Source organism: Methylobacterium oryzisoli (genome assembly GCF_046557895.1).
GTDB classification, from domain to species: Bacteria; Pseudomonadota; Alphaproteobacteria; order Rhizobiales; family Beijerinckiaceae; genus Methylobacterium; species Methylobacterium oryzisoli.
Map to the genome: position 1 here is coordinate 1 of NZ_JBKIBX010000002.1, position 15,516 is coordinate 15,516.

The 15,516-nt window shown below is 72.0% G+C and carries 14 protein-coding genes; 3 read left to right on the forward strand and 11 right to left on the reverse strand.

All coding sequences use genetic code 11. The features are described 5' to 3' along the window. Positions 1–73: 73 nt before the first annotated feature. The 9 genes from ACKUB9_RS02435 to ACKUB9_RS02475 form a co-directional block, all read right to left on the reverse strand. Positions 74–2,185: a putative bifunctional diguanylate cyclase/phosphodiesterase gene (locus ACKUB9_RS02435; RefSeq protein ID WP_407519119.1), complete on the reverse strand. Its 2,112-nt coding sequence runs from the start codon at positions 2,183–2,185 to the stop codon at positions 74–76. Positions 2,186–2,801: 616 nt separating this feature from the next. Next, positions 2,802–2,978, reverse strand: coding sequence for a hypothetical protein (locus ACKUB9_RS02440; protein WP_407519120.1), 177 nt, complete (start codon positions 2,976–2,978; stop codon positions 2,802–2,804). Positions 2,979–3,147: 169 nt separating this feature from the next. Beyond that, positions 3,148–3,423, reverse strand: coding sequence for a hypothetical protein (locus ACKUB9_RS02445; protein ID WP_407519121.1), 276 nt, complete (start codon positions 3,421–3,423; stop codon positions 3,148–3,150). Positions 3,424–3,563: 140 nt separating this feature from the next. Then, complete coding sequence (locus ACKUB9_RS02450; RefSeq protein ID WP_407519122.1) at positions 3,564–4,163, reverse strand: NUDIX domain-containing protein; 600 nt, start codon at positions 4,161–4,163, stop codon at positions 3,564–3,566. Between the two features lie 56 nt (positions 4,164–4,219). Then, positions 4,220–4,471 (reverse strand): sulfurtransferase TusA family protein, encoded by a 252-nt coding sequence (locus tag ACKUB9_RS02455; RefSeq protein ID WP_407519123.1) that lies wholly within the window; start codon positions 4,469–4,471, stop codon positions 4,220–4,222. Between the two features lie 180 nt (positions 4,472–4,651). Next, complete coding sequence (locus ACKUB9_RS02460) at positions 4,652–5,059, reverse strand: hypothetical protein (protein WP_407519125.1); 408 nt, start codon at positions 5,057–5,059, stop codon at positions 4,652–4,654. A 268-nt stretch (positions 5,060–5,327) separates the two neighbouring features. Beyond that, positions 5,328–6,695 (reverse strand): glutamate--cysteine ligase, encoded by a 1,368-nt coding sequence (locus ACKUB9_RS02465; protein WP_407519126.1) that lies wholly within the window; start codon positions 6,693–6,695, stop codon positions 5,328–5,330. Positions 6,696–7,079: 384 nt separating this feature from the next. Continuing rightward, on the reverse strand, positions 7,080–8,003 hold the full coding sequence (locus ACKUB9_RS02470; RefSeq protein ID WP_407519128.1) for a hydroxymethylglutaryl-CoA lyase: 924 nt from the start codon (positions 8,001–8,003) through the stop codon (positions 7,080–7,082). Continuing rightward, a complete protein-coding gene (locus ACKUB9_RS02475) occupies positions 8,000–9,238 on the reverse strand; it encodes a CaiB/BaiF CoA transferase family protein (RefSeq protein WP_407519130.1) in 1,239 nt (412 codons plus the stop codon). Before ACKUB9_RS02475 ends, ACKUB9_RS02470 begins: the two co-directional genes overlap by 4 nt. A 170-nt stretch (positions 9,239–9,408) precedes the next feature. Between ACKUB9_RS02475 and ACKUB9_RS02480 the strand changes: the two genes are divergently transcribed. Together ACKUB9_RS02480 and ACKUB9_RS02485 are read left to right on the forward strand one after the other, a co-directional pair. Continuing rightward, positions 9,409–11,325, forward strand: a complete 1,917-nt coding sequence (locus tag ACKUB9_RS02480; protein ID WP_407519520.1) for a potassium transporter Kup — start codon at positions 9,409–9,411, stop codon at positions 11,323–11,325. A gap of 30 nt (positions 11,326–11,355) precedes the next feature. Then, entirely contained in the window at positions 11,356–12,711 is a 1,356-nt protein-coding gene (locus tag ACKUB9_RS02485; RefSeq protein WP_407519131.1) for an NAD(P)H-dependent oxidoreductase, read from the forward strand. On the opposite strand, the gene ACKUB9_RS02490 is transcribed toward ACKUB9_RS02485, so the two are convergent. Then, entirely contained in the window at positions 12,701–12,970 is a 270-nt protein-coding gene (locus ACKUB9_RS02490; protein WP_407519133.1) for a hypothetical protein, read from the reverse strand. The genes ACKUB9_RS02485 and ACKUB9_RS02490 overlap by 11 nt on opposite strands. 500 nt (positions 12,971–13,470) lie before the next feature. On the opposite strand from ACKUB9_RS02490, the gene ACKUB9_RS02495 reads away from it, so the two are divergent. Continuing rightward, positions 13,471–14,442 (forward strand): MBL fold metallo-hydrolase, encoded by a 972-nt coding sequence (locus ACKUB9_RS02495; RefSeq protein ID WP_407519134.1) that lies wholly within the window; start codon positions 13,471–13,473, stop codon positions 14,440–14,442. A gap of 202 nt (positions 14,443–14,644) precedes the next feature. Here ACKUB9_RS02495 and ACKUB9_RS02500 read toward each other — a convergent pair whose 3' ends face one another. Continuing rightward, positions 14,645–15,481, reverse strand: a complete 837-nt coding sequence (locus tag ACKUB9_RS02500; protein WP_407519521.1) for a metal ABC transporter permease — start codon at positions 15,479–15,481, stop codon at positions 14,645–14,647. Positions 15,482–15,516 lie beyond the last annotated feature (35 nt).

Sequence of the window (15,516 nt, forward strand, 5' to 3'; positions counted from 1 at the left end):
CGTATACGGCCGCCTCGCCGACCCGTCAACACCCAACACGAAACTTTTGCGACAGCCCCCTCCCCTCCCCCGCTCAGGCCGAGACGGTGCGGAGTAGGGGAGTGCTCTCGACCGCGAGGTGGCGCGCGAAGGCCTCCGGCGGCATGGCGCGTCCGAACAGGAAGCCCTGGCCCGCAGGGCAGCCCATGCGCCGCAGGGCCGCCACCTGCTCCTGCGTCTCGATTCCCTCGGCCACCACGTCGAGGCCGAGGCGGTTGCCCATCGCCAGCACCGCGCCGACGATCGCCTCGTCGTAGGGATCCGAGAGGAGGTCGCGCACGAAGCTGCGGTCGATCTTCAGCTTCGTCAGCGGGAAGCGCTTGAGGGTGCTGAGCGCCGCGTAGCCCGTCCCGAAATCATCGAAGGCGATGCCGACCCCGCGAGCCTGGAGGACCCGGATCGGCTCGATGTCGGCCCCGTCGTTCTGAAGCGCGATAGTCTCGGTGATCTCCAGTTCGAGCACGTCGGCCGGCAGGCGGTAGCGGTGCAGGGCCTCGTCGATCGTCTGGGCCAGCGTGCCGGCCCGGAACTGGGCCGCGTAGAGGTTGAGCGCGATGCGAACCCGAGGCAGGCCGGCCACGCGCCATGCCGCGATCTGGCGGCAGACCTCGTCGATCGTCCACCAGCCGAGATGGAGGGCGAGCGCGCTCGCTTCCACCGCCGGCAGGAAGGCACCCGGCAGGATGAGGCCGCGCTCCGGGTGCTGCCAGCGCACGAGCGCCTCGGCCCCGACGATGCGCCCGCTGCGCAGGTCCACCTGCGGCTGGTAGTGGAGCACGAGTTCGCGCTTCTCCAGGGCGCGCCGCACCGCGTCCTGCAGGGCTCGCCGCGAGGCCACCTGCTCGCGCATCGCCGGCTCGTAGAGGCGCACGCCCCGCGCGCTCGCTTGGCGCGCGCTCATCAGCGCGAGATCGGCACTCGCCAGCACCTCCTCGGCATCGTGCCCGTGAAGGGGCCCGACCGCCGCACCGATGCTCGCCCCGACATGCACGGAACGCCCGCCGATCTCGAAGGCGCCCGCGAAGGCGTCCTGCAGCGTGCCGGCCACCCGGAGGAGGCCGGTCGGATCGGGGTCGGGCAGCATCACGGCCAGTCGGTCGCCGTCCCAGCGCGCCAGGGTGGCCGCCGTGTCGATGCGCGCCAGGAGCCGGATGATCACCGCCTGCAGGAGCGCGTCCGCGGCGGCGGTGCCGAGGTCGTCGCTCGCCTCCTGCACGCCTTCGAGATGCATGAGCAGCACCGCCGCGGTGCCCTCGGCGAGGCGGGCGGCCAGCAATCTGGCGAAGTTGCCCCGGTTCGGCAGGCCGGTGATGGGGTCGTGGAGGGCGAGGTTGAGGAGGCGCGCGTCGCGGGCTTGGCGCTCGGAGACGTCGCAGATCACCGCGCCGATGCCGACGCCCTCCGCCCCGCGCCAGGCCGACAGCGTCATCTCGATCGGAAATTCGCTTCCGTCCCGGCGCACGGCCGTGACTTGGACCGTCTTGCCGATGAGGCGCGACTCGCCCCCCGCGGCCATGCGGGCGAAGCCCTCGCGGTGCCGCGCCCGCATGGCGGGCGGGACGATGATATCCACCGCCTGCCCGATCATCTCGCCGGGCGCGTAGCCGAACAGCCGCTCCCCCGCCTCGTTGACGTAAGTGATGCAGCCATCCGCGCCGACGCTGAGGAGGGCGAAGGTGGCGGCGGCGGCGAAGCGCGCGACGTCGTCCCGGCGCAGCCTGTCGCTGCGCAAGTCGAGTTCGGCCATCGCCGAGCGGGCGAGCTCGGCGAGCCCTGCGTGCTGCTCCGCGTCGAGGCCTGGGCGCGGTTCCGGATCGAACACGCAGACGGCGCCGATCCGTTGCCCGCTCGCGGTGATCAGCGGCGCACCGGCGTAGAACCGCGCGCGGAGTTCGCCGGCGACGAGCGGGGAATCACGAAAGCGCGGGTCCTCGGCCGCATCCGGCACCACCATCACCCCGTCGCCGCGGATGGTGTGGGTGCAGAAGGATTCGGCCCGGGCGCTCTCGGCGAGGGTGAAGCCGACGCGCGCCTTGAACCATTGACGGTCCTCGCCGATCAGCGTGACGGCGGCCTGGGCGGCGATGCGGTCGATCTGCGGGTCGGGGCCGGATCCGGCCGCCCGGCAGGCGGCCAGTTCGCGCAAGCGCGCGCTCGCCGGGTTCGTGGGGGTCCGCAGAGGCTGCCGGTGTGCCCATGTCATCACGTCCGCTCAGCCGCCGCGAAGGCGACGGCTGCCCGGTCAGTGTTCAACCCCAGGTCTTAACATAAGCTTGTAACCTGGAACGGGCCCGGCGAGGGTGCGACGGTCAAACCGGCGATCTGCCCTCGCGTCCGATCTGATTGTCGCAGCTCCGCCGGCCATTCCGGAAGGGCGGACGAACCTTCCGACCGGTCGGGATGGCAGGAGAGCCACGACCAGCCGAGCCGATTTGCCTCGCGCAACTTGGAACCCCGATCCGCTCCCGACCGAACCGGCGGCCACCGGATGCGGTCGGTCGGCGGAATTGCGGGAACGCTGGGTCAACGAAGATCGACCCGACACGCCCGAAGCCGAGGCCGGCCCGACCCTGGCGTTGTACACGCCTGGAAGACCGAAGGCCGCGGCAGATGCCAGCCTGCTGCGGCCTTCGGCGATGGTCGTGATGATGATCGGAGGTGAATGCCTGCCCGTGATCCCTTGATCGACTTCGGATCGGGGCCGGGCTCCCGTCGAGATAACCGTTAGGCTCGACGCCGGCGGGGTCAGGCGCGGGGAGGCTTCAGTGGAAGGTACGCCCTGCGGCCTCGGCCGCCGCCTTGCGGGCCTGCTGGATGATCGTGGCCTCGTAGAGTTCGGCCTGAGCGCGGGTGAGACCGCTCACCAGCACCAGCGACCCGCGATAGACCGTGTAGGTTCCGTCCTGCGTCGGCCGGACCCGAATGGCGTCAGTGTTCATCGGCATCCCCCAGTTGCTGTGCGAAACGCGAACGCTCAGCCGGAGATTTCCCGGCCCAAATCGGCCCACGCTCTCTGGCTCCGACGCGGGACGTTAACGAATTGTAGCTTGGCCGCAAGGGGGCGGGCTTCGTTCGGCCCGATTGTCGACACGATCGCGTGGCGGTCCGTCAGGACGGCGAGCGTTCGACCGGCCCCTGCGCGGACGGGGCGAGCTGCGGCGCGCCGGGGATCGTCCACCAGCCCACCGCCGATTGCACGGCCACCGTGAGGGCGACGAGCAGCACCATGGTGAGGGCTTGGCGCCCGATGGCCGGTACCGCCGGGACGGCCGAGCGCGCCGCCGGAGCGGTGGTGTCGACCGGCTCAGGTTCGAGCGGCAGCAACGAGGTGTAGACCCCCGCGGGCTGGCCGGCCGACCGGTAGAAGGGTCCAATGCTGAACATCGGCGTCTCCTGTCGAGGCCCTGCGACGCAGGCCATCGGATAGCCGGAAGATTAACAGATGCTGAACGAAGCGCCACCCCCATGCGCCAGATCGTCCTAACGCGCAGGTCGCGCACCGCTTTTTCGCAGCGAATCGGGCCTCAGGCGAACAGCTCTGGATGCCGCAGGCGCAGGGCCTGGATCAGGACGAGGGTCTTCAGGTCGCGAATCGCGCCGCTCTCGGATGCCTGCGCCAGGGCGGCGAGCGGCATCTCGATCACCGTGATGTTTTCGTGCTCCGAGGCCAGTCCGCCGCCCTCGCCCTCGCGGTCCCGCGCGGCGTAGGGCGCGAGGTAGAGGTCCATCCGCTCGGTCGAGATGCCCGGCATGGAGAAGACCTGTCCCACGGATTCCAGGGCCGAGAGGCGCACGCCGACCTCCTCGAACGCCTCGCGGCGGGCGCAGGCCTGCGGATCGTCCTCGTCGAGGCAGCCCGCCGGCGCCTCCAAGATGTCCGTCGTGCCGTCGACGAGGCAGGGCGGCGCCCGGAACTGGTGGATCAGCAGGGCGGTCCGGCGCTCCGGGTCGTAGGGCAGCACGGCCACGGCGCGGCCGTGATCCTCGATCTCGCGGGTGATATCGGTGCCGTCCGGCATGCGCACGTCGGCGACGAGATAGCGTCCCCAGCCCTCGTGGAGGATGCGGGTCCCGCGGATCTGCGGCGCGCGGGAGGAGGAATCGGCTCGGGAGGAATCGGTCACGGGGGCCTCGGGGCGGGAGCTGGTGCGACCCACCTCGCCGGGACGGGGCGGCCGGGTCAACCCGGCGGGTCGGCGCGGCGGATCGCGAAGGACAGGACGCCGTCGTGCTCCGCGACGCCGTCGAGGTGGTCGCCGGTCTCGTGCAGGAGATGGGGGATGTCGATGGCCGCGAGGGGATCGGTGCAGTGCACCGTCAGGCGGTCGCCGGGGCCGAGGGCGCGCAACGCCTTGCGGGTGCGCAGGACCGGCAGCGGGCACTTGAGGCCGCGCAGGTCGAGATCGCCGCCGGCTCCGTCCTGGCGCTTCACCGCAGGCTCCTCAGGGGCACCCTGACGCTGCAGCCGATCGCGTTGCGAGAGGAGGCAGCTCCCAGTCCTTGCTTCTCGCGCTTCCTTGCGCCGGGTCGGTGTCCGTACCGGCGCAGAACGCTCCGGTCACGAGAAAGGCCCGGCGCATGCGCCGGGCCTCCGTTCCTCGCGGCCGCCGTCTCAGTAGCCGTAATAGCCGTAGCCCGCCGGATAGCCGTAGCTGTAGCCGTAGGCCGGGTAGCCGTACCCGTAGGCGGGGTAGCCGTAGCCGTAGCCGTAGGACGGGGCGGACGAGGCCGCGATGGCACCGCCGATGATGCCGAGGGCCGCGCCGGCCGCGAGCGCGCCGCCGACGTTCCGGCGGTAGCCGTAGCCGCGATAGCCGTAGCCGCGGTACCCGCCGTAGCCACCACGGTAGCCGCCGTAATAGGCGCCGCGCCAGCGGACCTGATCCACGGTGCCGGGCGCACCCGCCACCGCCGCCGAGGTGGCGGCCGGAAGCGGAGCGGCCTGGGCGGTGCCGAGGGAGCCGGCCGTGAGGGCGGCCGCCGCGGTTCCGGCCAGGGCGAGAGTCTTCATGCGCGACATGGAGTCGGATCTCCTGCGTTTCGGGGCCGAAGGCCCTGTCGGGCGGAGAACGGCAGAAGGGCAAGTGTCGTTCCCTGCCCGCATGCCATTCCCGACGGTCAGCCTCCGCCACTGCGACACGGCGCCGTCGAGTAGCGGCCCCGTTCCTCAGTGTGCGCAGAAGATCAGGACGCGTGCGACACTCATGTGCGCGAGCGCACAGGACGATCCGACGGTCAACCGTGATGTCGTCCCGTGGAACGCGGGCGCGGTTCCGCTGCGTCCGGCCTCAGAACGTACAGGCGGTGAAGACCGGATCGACCGATCCCTGCCAGGGACCGTGGTAGAGGGCCAGCAGATCCTCGGCCCGCGTGCGCTCGGCCGCGATGGCGTGCAGCGGCGCGAGATAGAGCGTTTCGTCGCGGCCCTGCGCGTCGCGGCGCGCGCGGGCGCGCAGGCCCCCTTCCGCGATGGCGAGCGCGTCGCGCGCGACCTCGCGGATCGTGCGGCCGGCGACCGGTGCGTCGAGGGCGCGGCGCGGCGCCTCGGCCCGCGCGGTCTCGCGCGCGGCCTCGTCCCAGTCCCTGACGAGGTCCCAGGCGGCATCGAGCGCCGCGTCGTCGTACAGGAGCCCGACCCAGAACGCGGCCTGCGCGGCGATCATGTTCGGGTCGCCGACATCGGCCCCGCGCATCTCGAGGAAGCGCTTCAGGCGCACCTCCGGGAAGGCCGTGGAGGCATGGTTCGCCCAGTCGGAGCGCGTGGCGCGCTCGCCCGGCAGGGCGGCGAGCCGCCCGGCCATCAGGTCGCCGAACGGCGCGCCGCTGACGTCGTGGTAGGTCTCGCCGCGCTTGACGAAGTACATCGGCACCGCGAGCAGCCAGTCCACGTAGGCCTCGTAGCCGAAGCCCGGCGCGAAGGCCTGCGGCAGCATGCCGGTGCGGTGGGGATCGGTGTGGCGCCAGATCTCGGAGCGGCGCGACAGGAAGCCGTTCGGCCGCCCGTCCGTGAACGGCGAGTGGGCGAACAGCGCGGTGGCCACGGGCTGCAGGGCGAGGCTGACGCGCAGCTTCTTCACCATGTCGGCCTCGGAGGCGAAGTCGAGGTTCACCTGCACGGTGGCGGTGCGCAGCATCATGTCGAGGCCGAGCGTGCCGACCTTCGGCATGTAGCCCTTCATGATGCGGTAGCGGCTCTTGGGCATCACGGGCGTCTCGGCCCGGGTCCATTTCGGGCTCATGCCGAGCGTCAGGAAGCCGATGCCGAGGGGATCGGCGGCGGCGCGCACCGCGTCGAGGTGGCGGGCGAGTTCGGTCGCGGTGGCGTGCACGTCCGGCAGCGGCGCCCCGGAGAGCTCGAACTGGCCGCCGGGTTCGAGCGAGATCGCCCCGCCGCCCTCGGTCGCCGCGAGCCCGATCACCCGGCCCGCATCGATGATCGGCTCCCAGCCGGTGGCGGCCTGCACGCCCGCGAGCAGCGCCTCGATGCCGTGCGGCCCTTCGTACGGTACGGGATCGAGACCGTCGCGGTAGAAGGGCACCTTCTCGTGCTCGGTGCCGATGGCGAAGGCGTGCTTCGGCTTCTCGCCCGCCGCGAACCATTCGATGAGTTCGGCCCGGCTGGTGAGCGGGGTCGCATCGGATTCGTCGCGCGCCATGCGCCACCTCGTTGTGGTCGGTTGTCTGGATTCCGGCGGAGGGAAGCGCGGCCCCCTGCCCGCTCCGCCGAAACGGTCGCGCTTAGATAGGCCGGCGCGCCCGGCGCCGCAACGCGGGGGCACGACGCGGCAGCGGTCGCGACGATCGTCGTGTCCGGTCCTCCACGCCTCTTCACGAAGCATTTACCGCAGGACTCGGTTCCGGGGCAGCCCCCTTTGACTGCGAACGGAAGCCGAACAAACATGGTTCCAACGGAGAACGAGGAACCCTGCCATGATCGTACGCAAGATCCTCCTCGGAGTCACGGAGATCGCCTCCATGGGGCTCCTCGTCGGCGCCGTCGCGTTCTGGTCGGTGGCGCTGTCACCGCTGCACTGACCACCTCAGGTCAGGCGCGCGGCCGCGCAGGCGTCCGGGTTGGCGGAGAGCGCCTCCCGCACCCGCCCGCCCGGCAACCCGCCCGGGATCGCCGCGCCGTCGCGGGCGACCGGGATCAGGGCGGACAGATCGATGCCGGTCGTCACGCCCATGCGCTCGAACAGCCAGACCACGTCCTCGGTCGCCACGTTGCCGGTCGCGCCCGGGGCGAAGGGGCAGCCGCCGAGACCCGCGAAGGAGGCGTCGATGACCCGCACGCCCTGTTGATAGGCGGCGTGCACGTTGGCGAGGCCGAGCCCGTAGGTGTCGTGGGCGTGGAAGGCCCAGGTCCCGGCCTGCGGGAAGCGCGCCCGCGCCGCCGCGAACAGGGACGCGACCTGCGCCGGATCGGCCCGCCCGGTGGTGTCGCACAGGCAGATCTCGGCCTCCGGCTTCATCGGCACCAGCCGGTCGAGCAGAGCGAGCACCTGCGCCTCCCCGATGCGGCCCTCGAACGGGCAGTCGAAGGCGGTGGCGAGGTTGAGCCGCACGAAGGTCTCGGGCGGGAGCGCGGCGAGGAGCCGGGCGTACTCGTCGGCGGATTCCGCGGGACTGCGCCGGACGTTGTTGCGGTTGTGGGTTTCCGAGACCGAGAGCACGTAGGCGAGGTCCCGCGCCCCGGCCGCCGCGGCCTCGCGGCCCCGGCGCTCGCTCGGCACCAGCACCTGCGGGCGCAGCCCGGGCCAGCGCGCGCAGGCGGTCAGGATCTCGGGGGTGTCGCGCATCTGCGGCAGCGCGCTCGCGCTCACGAAGGAGCCGATCTCGATCCGCCGCAGGCCCGCCCCGACGAGACGGTCCAGGAAGGCGAGCTTGGTGTCGGTCGGAATGAACGGGCCGATGCCCTGGAAGCCGTCCCGGGGGCCGACCTCGACGATCTCGACATCCGTCATGCCACCACTCCCTCGGCACGCAGGGCCGCGATCTCCTCGGCCGAGAGGCCGAGGTCGCCGCCCAGGATCTCGTCGGTATGGGCGCCGACCCGCGGCCCGGGCCAGCGGATCGCGCCGGGATCGTCGGGCAGATGGGGCACGATGCCGGCGTGGAGCACCCGCCCGAAGGCCGGATCCTCCACCTCGCGCACCATGCCGCGCCCGCGGAACTGCGGGTCCGCGGCGATCTCGGCGGCCGTGTAGGCGATGGTGGCGGGCACGTCGGCCTCCGCCAGCATCCGGTCGAGGTCGCGGGCGGCGTAGCCGGCGGTCCAGGCGCCGATCAGCCGGTCCAGCTCCTCTACGTTCCTCACCCGCAGCGCGTTGCCGCGGAAGCGCGGATCGGCCGCGAGCTCGGGCATCCCCATCAGCCGGGTCAGGCGCTCGAAGATCGGGTCCGAGTTGCCGCCGATCAGGATCCAGGCGCCGTCCGCGGTCGGGTAGGCCGAGGAGGGCGCGGCGGTGGCGATGCGCGCGCCGGTGGGCCGGCGCACGCTGCCGAAGGCGCCGTACTCGGGCAGCATGCCCTCCATCATCGAGAGCACGGATTCGGTCAGCGCCACGTCGAGGGTGCGCCCGCGCCCGTCGCCCCCGCCGCGGTCGCGCGCCCAGAGGGCGGCGGCGACCCCGAAGGCGGCGTAGAGGCCGGCGATCGAGTCGCCGATCGAGACCCCCACGCGCACCGGCGGCAGGTCGGAGACGGCGGGCGGGTGGTTGGTGAGGTAGCGCAGGCCCCCGATCGCCTCGCCGATCACCCCGAAGGCCGCACGGTCGCGGTAGAGCCCGTCCTGGCCGTAGCCGGAGATGTGCGCCACGATCAGGCCGGGGCGGGCCGCCTCCAGCTTCTCGCGGGTCAGGCCCATCCTGGCGAGCTGGCCGGGACGATAGTTCTCCACCAGGGCGTCGCAGCCCCGGGCGAGGTCGAGGACGATCTCCACCGCCCGCGGGTGCTTCAGGTTCATCACCATCGAGCGCTTGTTGCGCCCGTGCATCGACCACCAGGGCGCCCCAGCGCCCTCGACCTGCCGGCCCCATTGCCGCACCGGATCGCCCCCGGGCGGCTCGATCTTGATCACCTCGGCGCCGAGGTCGGCGAGGAGCCGGGTGCAGAAGGGCGCCGCGATGAAGTGGCCGAGTTCGAGCACGCGCACGCCCGCGAGCGGGCCGGAGGGCGGAGGCGGCGCGGCATCGCTCATCGGGGTTCTTCTCCCTGGACCGTCGTTGCCCCGGTCTTCGCGCGGCCGGCCCGGGCAGTAAAGCCCGAAAAATTCCCGTCCGCCGCTCCGCTTCCTGACGTTAGGTCGTGCGCTATCTCCCCGACGAACCCGGGTCCGATCCCGGAACGTTCGCGGCGGAGATCCTGCCCGTGGCCCATGCCCAGACGACATCCGCCCGCCGGCCGCATGCCGGGGGCCGGCTCAGCCTCGGCGTGCTGCTCGGGGCGCTCGGCGTCGTCTACGGCGACATCGGCACGAGCCCGCTCTACGCCTTCAAGGAGGCGGTGCGGGCCGCGAGCGGCGGCCATCCGCCGGAGCCCGCCGCGGTGCTGGGCGCCGTCTCGCTGATCCTGTGGGCGCTGATCCTCGTCGTCTCGATCAAGTACGCGGTGCTGATCCTGCGGGCCGACAACCGCGGCGAGGGCGGCATCGTCGCGATGCTGGCCCTGCTCGGCGCCCGCCATGCCAAGCCCGGCACCTGGGCGGGGGCGCTCCTCGTCGTCGGGCTCGTCGGCGCGGCCCTGCTCTACGGCGACGGGGCGATCACCCCGGCGATCTCGGTGCTGAGCGCCGTCGAGGGGCTGAAGGTCGTCGCCCCCGGCCTCGCGCACGCCGTCGTGCCGATCACGCTGGCGATCCTCATCGGGCTCTTCCTGATCCAGAACAAGGGCGCGGGCTTCATCGGGCGCATCTTCGGGCCGGTGATGCTGGTGTGGTTCGGCGTGCTGGCGGTGCTCGGCGTCGCGGGCATCCTGCACGCCCCGCAGGTGCTCTCCGCCCTCAACCCGTGGCGGGCCGTGGACTTCATCGGCCATGCCGGCCTGCATGTCGGCTTCGCGATGCTGGGGGCGGCCTTCCTGGCCGTCACCGGCGGCGAGGCGATGTACGCCGATCTCGGCCATTTCGGCGCGCGGCCGATCCGCGTCGCGTGGTTCGCGCTGGTGCTGCCGGCCCTGATGCTGAACTACCTCGGCCAGGGCGCGGCCCTGCTCGACGATCCGGGCGCCATCGAGAACCCGTTCTACCACCTCGCCCCGGACTGGGCGCAGTGGCCGCTGATCGGGCTGGCCACGCTCGCCACCGTCATCGCCTCGCAGGCGATCATCACGGGCGTGTTCTCGCTCACCCAGCAGGCGATGCAGCTCGGCTTCCTGCCCTTCATCCGCGTCGTCCACACGGCCCGCGACGAGCGCGGGCAGATCTACGTGCCGGCGGTGAACTGGCTGCTCGCCCTCGCGACGCTCGGCGCCGTGGTGATCTTCGAGAGCTCCGACCGGCTCGCGGGCGCCTACGGCATCGCCGTCTCGATGCTGATGGCGATCACCACGCTGCTCGCCGCCCTGATCGCCCGCCGCTGGGGCTACGGCCTCGCGGCGGTGATCGCCGTCAACGGCTTCTTCCTCGTCATCGACCTGCTTTTCCTGGCGGCCAACAGCGTGAAGGTGCTGGAGGGCGGCTGGTTCCCGCTGCTCCTCACCGGCCTCGTCGCCGGGCTGATGCTGACGTGGCGCAAGGGCACCACGCTGCTGGAGGCGGCCCGCGTGACGCTGCGCATGCCCGAGGAGGTCTTTCGCGCCCGCATCGCCCAGGACCCGCCGATCCGGCTCCCGGGCGCGGCGGTCTTTCTGTCCTCGGCGACCCGCGGCATCCCGCTCCACATGACGCGCTTCCTCGAACGCAGCCACGCGCTGCACGAGCGCACCGTCATCGTCACGGCGCTCTACGAGGAGACGCCGAGCGTGCCCGCCGAGCACCGGGCGGAGGTGCGCCAGCTCGCCCCCGACCTCTACCGCGTGATCCTGCGCTACGGCTTCATGGAGGAGGCCTCCATCCCGAACGGTCTGGCCGAGGCGGTGCGGACCGGGGCCCTGCCCGCCTGTTTCCAGGAGGACCCGACCGTGTTCATCGGCCACGAGACCATCATCCCGACGCGCCGCGTGCACGGCATGGCGGTGTGGCGCGAGGCCCTGTTCGCCTTCATGATGCGCAACGCCGAGCGCACCGGCGCCTATTTCTGCGTGCCGGCCCGCCAGCTGATCGAAGTCGGGACCGAGATCGAGATCTGACCTCGACGCGGTCCGGCCGGGGAGGAACACGTGAGTCTCCATCGCACGCTCGCGGCGCGCGCCGAAGCCGGCCATCCGGTCCGCATCGCCCTCATCGGCGCCGGCAAGTTCGGCTCGATGTTCCTGTCGCAGGCGCCGCGCACCCCGGGCCTGCACGTCGCCGGCATCGCCGACCTCGACCCCGCCCGCGCCCGGGCCGCGACCGAGCGCGTCGGCTGGGCGCGCGAGCGCACCGAGGCCCGCTCCGTCGCGGAGGCGATCCGCACCGGCGGCACCTTCGTCACGGACGATGCCGAGGCGCTGATCGCCGGGGACGGGATCGACGTGGTGGTGGAGGCGACCGGCCACCCGGCCGCGGGCATCCGCCACGCGCTGCTGTGCTGCCGCCACCGGCGCCACGTCGTGATGGTCAACGTGGAGGCGGACGCGCTCGCGGGGCCCCTGCTGGCGCGCCGCGCCGCGGAGGCCGGCATCCTCTACTCCTTCGCGTACGGCGACCAGCCGGCGCTGATCGCCGAACTCGTCGACTGGGCGCGCACCGCGGGCCTGCCGGTCGTCTGCGCCGGCAAGGGCACCAAGTACCTGCCCGCCTACCACGCCTCGACCCCCGACACGGTCTGGGGCCATTACGGCTTCACGCCCGAGCAGGTGGCGGGCGGCGACTTCAACCCGCAGATGTTCAACTCCTTCCTGGACGGCACCAAGTCCGCCCTGGAGATGGCCGCGGTGGCCAATGCCTGCGGGCTCGATCCGGCGCCGGACGGCCTCGCCTTCCCGCCCTGTGGGGTCGACGACCTGCCGAGCGTGCTGCGCCCGCGCGGGGCCGGGGGTATTTTGCCGCTCTCCGGCACCGTGGAGGTGGTCTCGTCCCTGGAACGGGACGGGCGCCCGGTCTTCCGCGACCTCCGCTGGGGCGTCTACGTGGTGGTCGAGGCGCCCTCGGACTACGTGCGGCGCTGCTTCGCCGAATACGGCCTCCGGACCGACGCGAGCGGGCGCTTCGCCGCCATGTACAAGCCCTACCACCTGATCGGCCTCGAACTCGGGCTCTCGGTGGCGAGCATCGCGGTGCGGGGAGAGGCGACGGGCGCGACGCGGGAGTTTCGCGGCGACGTGGTGGCCACCGCCAAGCGCGACTTGGCCGTCGGGGAGCGGCTCGACGGCGAGGGCGGTCACACGGTCTACGGGCGGCTGATGCCCGCCTCCGCCTCGCTGGCCGCCGGGGGCCTGCCGATCGGGCTCGCCCACGGCCTCGTGCTGGCGCGCCCGGTCGCGGCCGGCTCGCCCGTGTCCTGGGAGGACGTCGCCTCCGCCCCCGACGACCCGGCCGTGGCCTTCAGGCGGGAGATGGAGACGGTCTTCGCCCGGGAGGCGCTCAGGACCTGACGCTCGCCGGGACCGGGCGCGGGCTCGCCGCGCGGTCGAGCTCGTTGAACACCGCCTGGCAGGAGGTGCTGAGGTTCTGCCGCTCGCGCCGCAGGCAGGCCTTGATGCGCCCCACGTCGGGGATCTCGCCGCTGCAGAGCCGAAATACGTCCGGCGTGCAGGCGGCGCGCTGGGCCGCCGTGCCGTCCGCCGCGAGGCTCGCGCCCGCGGTCGTGATGAGGAGGAGTGTCGCGCAGGCCCGGATGATCGAACGGCTCATGGTTCTTCCCCGCATCGCACAGCAGCGCCCGCGCGCTCGACCGCCGGGTCGAACGAGGATGACCGAGTGGCCTGCCGGTTCGTGTGAGAAGGACTATGAATGCTGGGCGAATGCGGTCAAGCGTCTGAGCGGAACTTCCCACTGGACTTGGAGAGGCGGGTGTGGTGGAGCACAAACGGAGTGGCTGAGCGACGATCGACTTGCGCCCGCCACCGCCGCACCGGCAGCCCCCCCAGATGAACCCGGGCCCGACCGGCCGGGCGCGCCGGGACGGACGAGCGCGAGGTGACCCGCCGCGCCGGCACAGATTCGCCGCCGACCTTCCTGATCTTTCCGTGGGCGCGTTCTTGTATTCGACAGCATTGCGCGGCGCGCGCCAGCATGAAGCGACGGATATCAAGTCGAACCGGGTTCCGGTTTGACAAACCTCGCTGCAGCGCCGAGACATTCGGTCCGGATCACGATCCCGGCCGAACCGGGACATCCCTCAGGAGGAGAGCATGATCGGACCGCAGGATCCCGGACGGCGGCGCCTGATGCTGGGCGCGGCGTCGGCCTTCGCCGTCGCGGCGGCGGGTGCGCACGCCAAGGCGCCGATGCTGGGCACGCAGAGCCCCACCTATTACCGCTTCAAGCTCGGCGACGCGGAGGCGACGATCGTCTCGGACGGGCCGCTGCCGCTGGGCGATCCGCACGCCAACTTCCTCGGGCTGAGCGCGGCCGAGATGGACGAGCAGCTGCGCAGCAACTTCCTGCCGCTCAGCAACGCGCTCCTCGAACAGAACGTCCTGATCCTCAACACCGGCAGCCGGCTCGTCCTGTTCGACACCGGCATGGGCTCGCTGCAGCTCTTCGGCCCCACCACGGGCCGGCTGCTGCAGACGATGAAGCAGGCGGGGATCGACCCGAAGGACATCGACGCGGTGGTGATGAGCCACGCGCACGTCGATCATTGCGGGGGCTGCATGGCCGACGACGGCAGCCGGCACTTCCCGAACGCGCAGTACTACATCAGCGAGGCCGACTTCCAGTTCTGGACCGATCCCGCCAAGGTGCCGCAGTCGATGGGCGCCTTCCTCGACACGGCCCGCAAGAACCTGCTGCCGAACCGCGACCGCCTCGTGTTCATCAAGGACGGGCAGGAGTTCCTGCCGGGCATCCAGGCCCTGTCGGCGCCCGGCCACACGGTGGGCCACACCATCTTCCTGATCTCGTCGGGCCGGGAGTCGCTCTGCTACATCGCCGACCTCGCGCACCATCCGGTGCTGCTGCTCGAAAAGCCCCTCACCGAGTTCCTGTACGACACCGATCCGAAGCAATCGGCCCAGACCCGGGTGCGGATGCTGACCATGCTGGCCGAGCAGCGCATCCCGATCCTCGCCTACCACTTCGCGTGGCCCGGCCTCGGCCACGTCGCCAAGGCCGGCCAGGGCTTCCGCTACGTGCCGGAGGCGATGCGGATGGTGCTGTAGGAAGCGCGGGGAACCCCTCTCCCGTGCGGGAGAGGGGCAGGGGTGAGGGTCCCGGTGGGGCAGGGGTGAGGGTCCCGGTGGGGCCGCAGTGAAGCGGTGAACGTGGTGAGGGGAGCGGGGCGCTTCAGGTTCAGCCGCCCACCTCGGTGCTGGTAGCGGCAGCGTTGCGTCTGATTGCTGCACCCTCCCGGGACCCTCACCCCTACCCCTCTCCCGCACGGGAGAGGGGATCCCGGGCGCGACTGGGCGCGTCCGGTTTGGGCTGCGCCGCTCTCCCGCGCGGGGTCAGCAGGACCGCGACGAAGATCAGGCTCATCAGGAGCACGATCGTCGGCGCGGGCGCGCTGTCGAGGAAGAAGCTCAGGTAGACGCCCGCGAGCGAGCACGCGACCGCCACCAGCACCGCCACGCCCAGCATCGCCCCGAAGCGGCGCGTCGTCAGGAAGGCGATGGCGCCGGGCGCGATCAGCAGGGCGATCACCAGGATGATGCCGACCGCCTTCAGCGCCCCCACGATGGTGAGCGACAGGAGCGTCAGCAGCCCGTAATGCAGCCAGCCCACCGGCAGGCCGAGCGCCCGCGCCTGGGCCGGATCGAAGGCGTGCAGCAGCAGGTCGCGCCACTTGGCCAGCAGCACGAGCGTGGCCACCGCCGCGATCAGGCCGGTCTCCACCACGTCCTCGAACCCGATCCCCAGCATGTCGCCGAACAGGATGTGGTCGAGGTGGACGTCCGAGCGGATCTTGGTGTGGAGCACGATGCCGAGCCCGAACAGGCCCGAGAAGACGACGCCCATCACGGTGTCCTGCTTCACCCGGCTGTGGCGGGCGAGGTAGCCGGTGGCGAGCGCGCAGGTCATGCCGGCCGCGAAGGCGCCGAGCGCGAGGGGCAGGCCCGCGATGTAGGCCAGCACCACGCCGGGCAGCACCGCGTGCGAGATGGCGTCCCCCATCAGCGACCAGCCCTTGAGGACGAGGAAGCAGGACAGGAGCGCGCTCGGCACCGCCACCAGCACGGCGATGAGCAGCGCGTCGCGCATGAATTCGAACTGGAGCGGGAGCAGCAGGGCGTCGA

What these genes read in the sequence shown, in the direction of transcription:
- ACKUB9_RS02440 (WP_407519120.1), bottom strand. Translation starts at nt 2,978, where the DNA reads ATGAACACTGACGCCATTCGGGTCCGGCCGACGCAGGACGGAACCTAC.
- ACKUB9_RS02445 (WP_407519121.1), bottom strand. Translation starts at nt 3,423, where the DNA reads ATGTTCAGCATTGGACCCTTCTACCGGTCGGCCGGCCAGCCCGCGGGG.
- ACKUB9_RS02460 (WP_407519125.1), bottom strand. Translation starts at nt 5,059, where the DNA reads ATGTCGCGCATGAAGACTCTCGCCCTGGCCGGAACCGCGGCGGCCGCC.
- ACKUB9_RS02465 (WP_407519126.1), bottom strand. Translation starts at nt 6,695, where the DNA reads ATGGCGCGCGACGAATCCGATGCGACCCCGCTCACCAGCCGGGCCGAA.
- ACKUB9_RS02470 (WP_407519128.1), bottom strand. Translation starts at nt 8,003, where the DNA reads ATGACGGATGTCGAGATCGTCGAGGTCGGCCCCCGGGACGGCTTCCAG.
- ACKUB9_RS02475 (WP_407519130.1), bottom strand. Translation starts at nt 9,238, where the DNA reads ATGAGCGATGCCGCGCCGCCTCCGCCCTCCGGCCCGCTCGCGGGCGTG.
- ACKUB9_RS02490 (WP_407519133.1), bottom strand. Translation starts at nt 12,970, where the DNA reads ATGAGCCGTTCGATCATCCGGGCCTGCGCGACACTCCTCCTCATCACG.
- ACKUB9_RS02495 (WP_407519134.1), top strand. Translation starts at nt 13,471, where the DNA reads ATGATCGGACCGCAGGATCCCGGACGGCGGCGCCTGATGCTGGGCGCG.
- ACKUB9_RS02500 (WP_407519521.1), bottom strand. Translation starts at nt 15,481, where the DNA reads ATGCGCGACGCGCTGCTCATCGCCGTGCTGGTGGCGGTGCCGAGCGCG.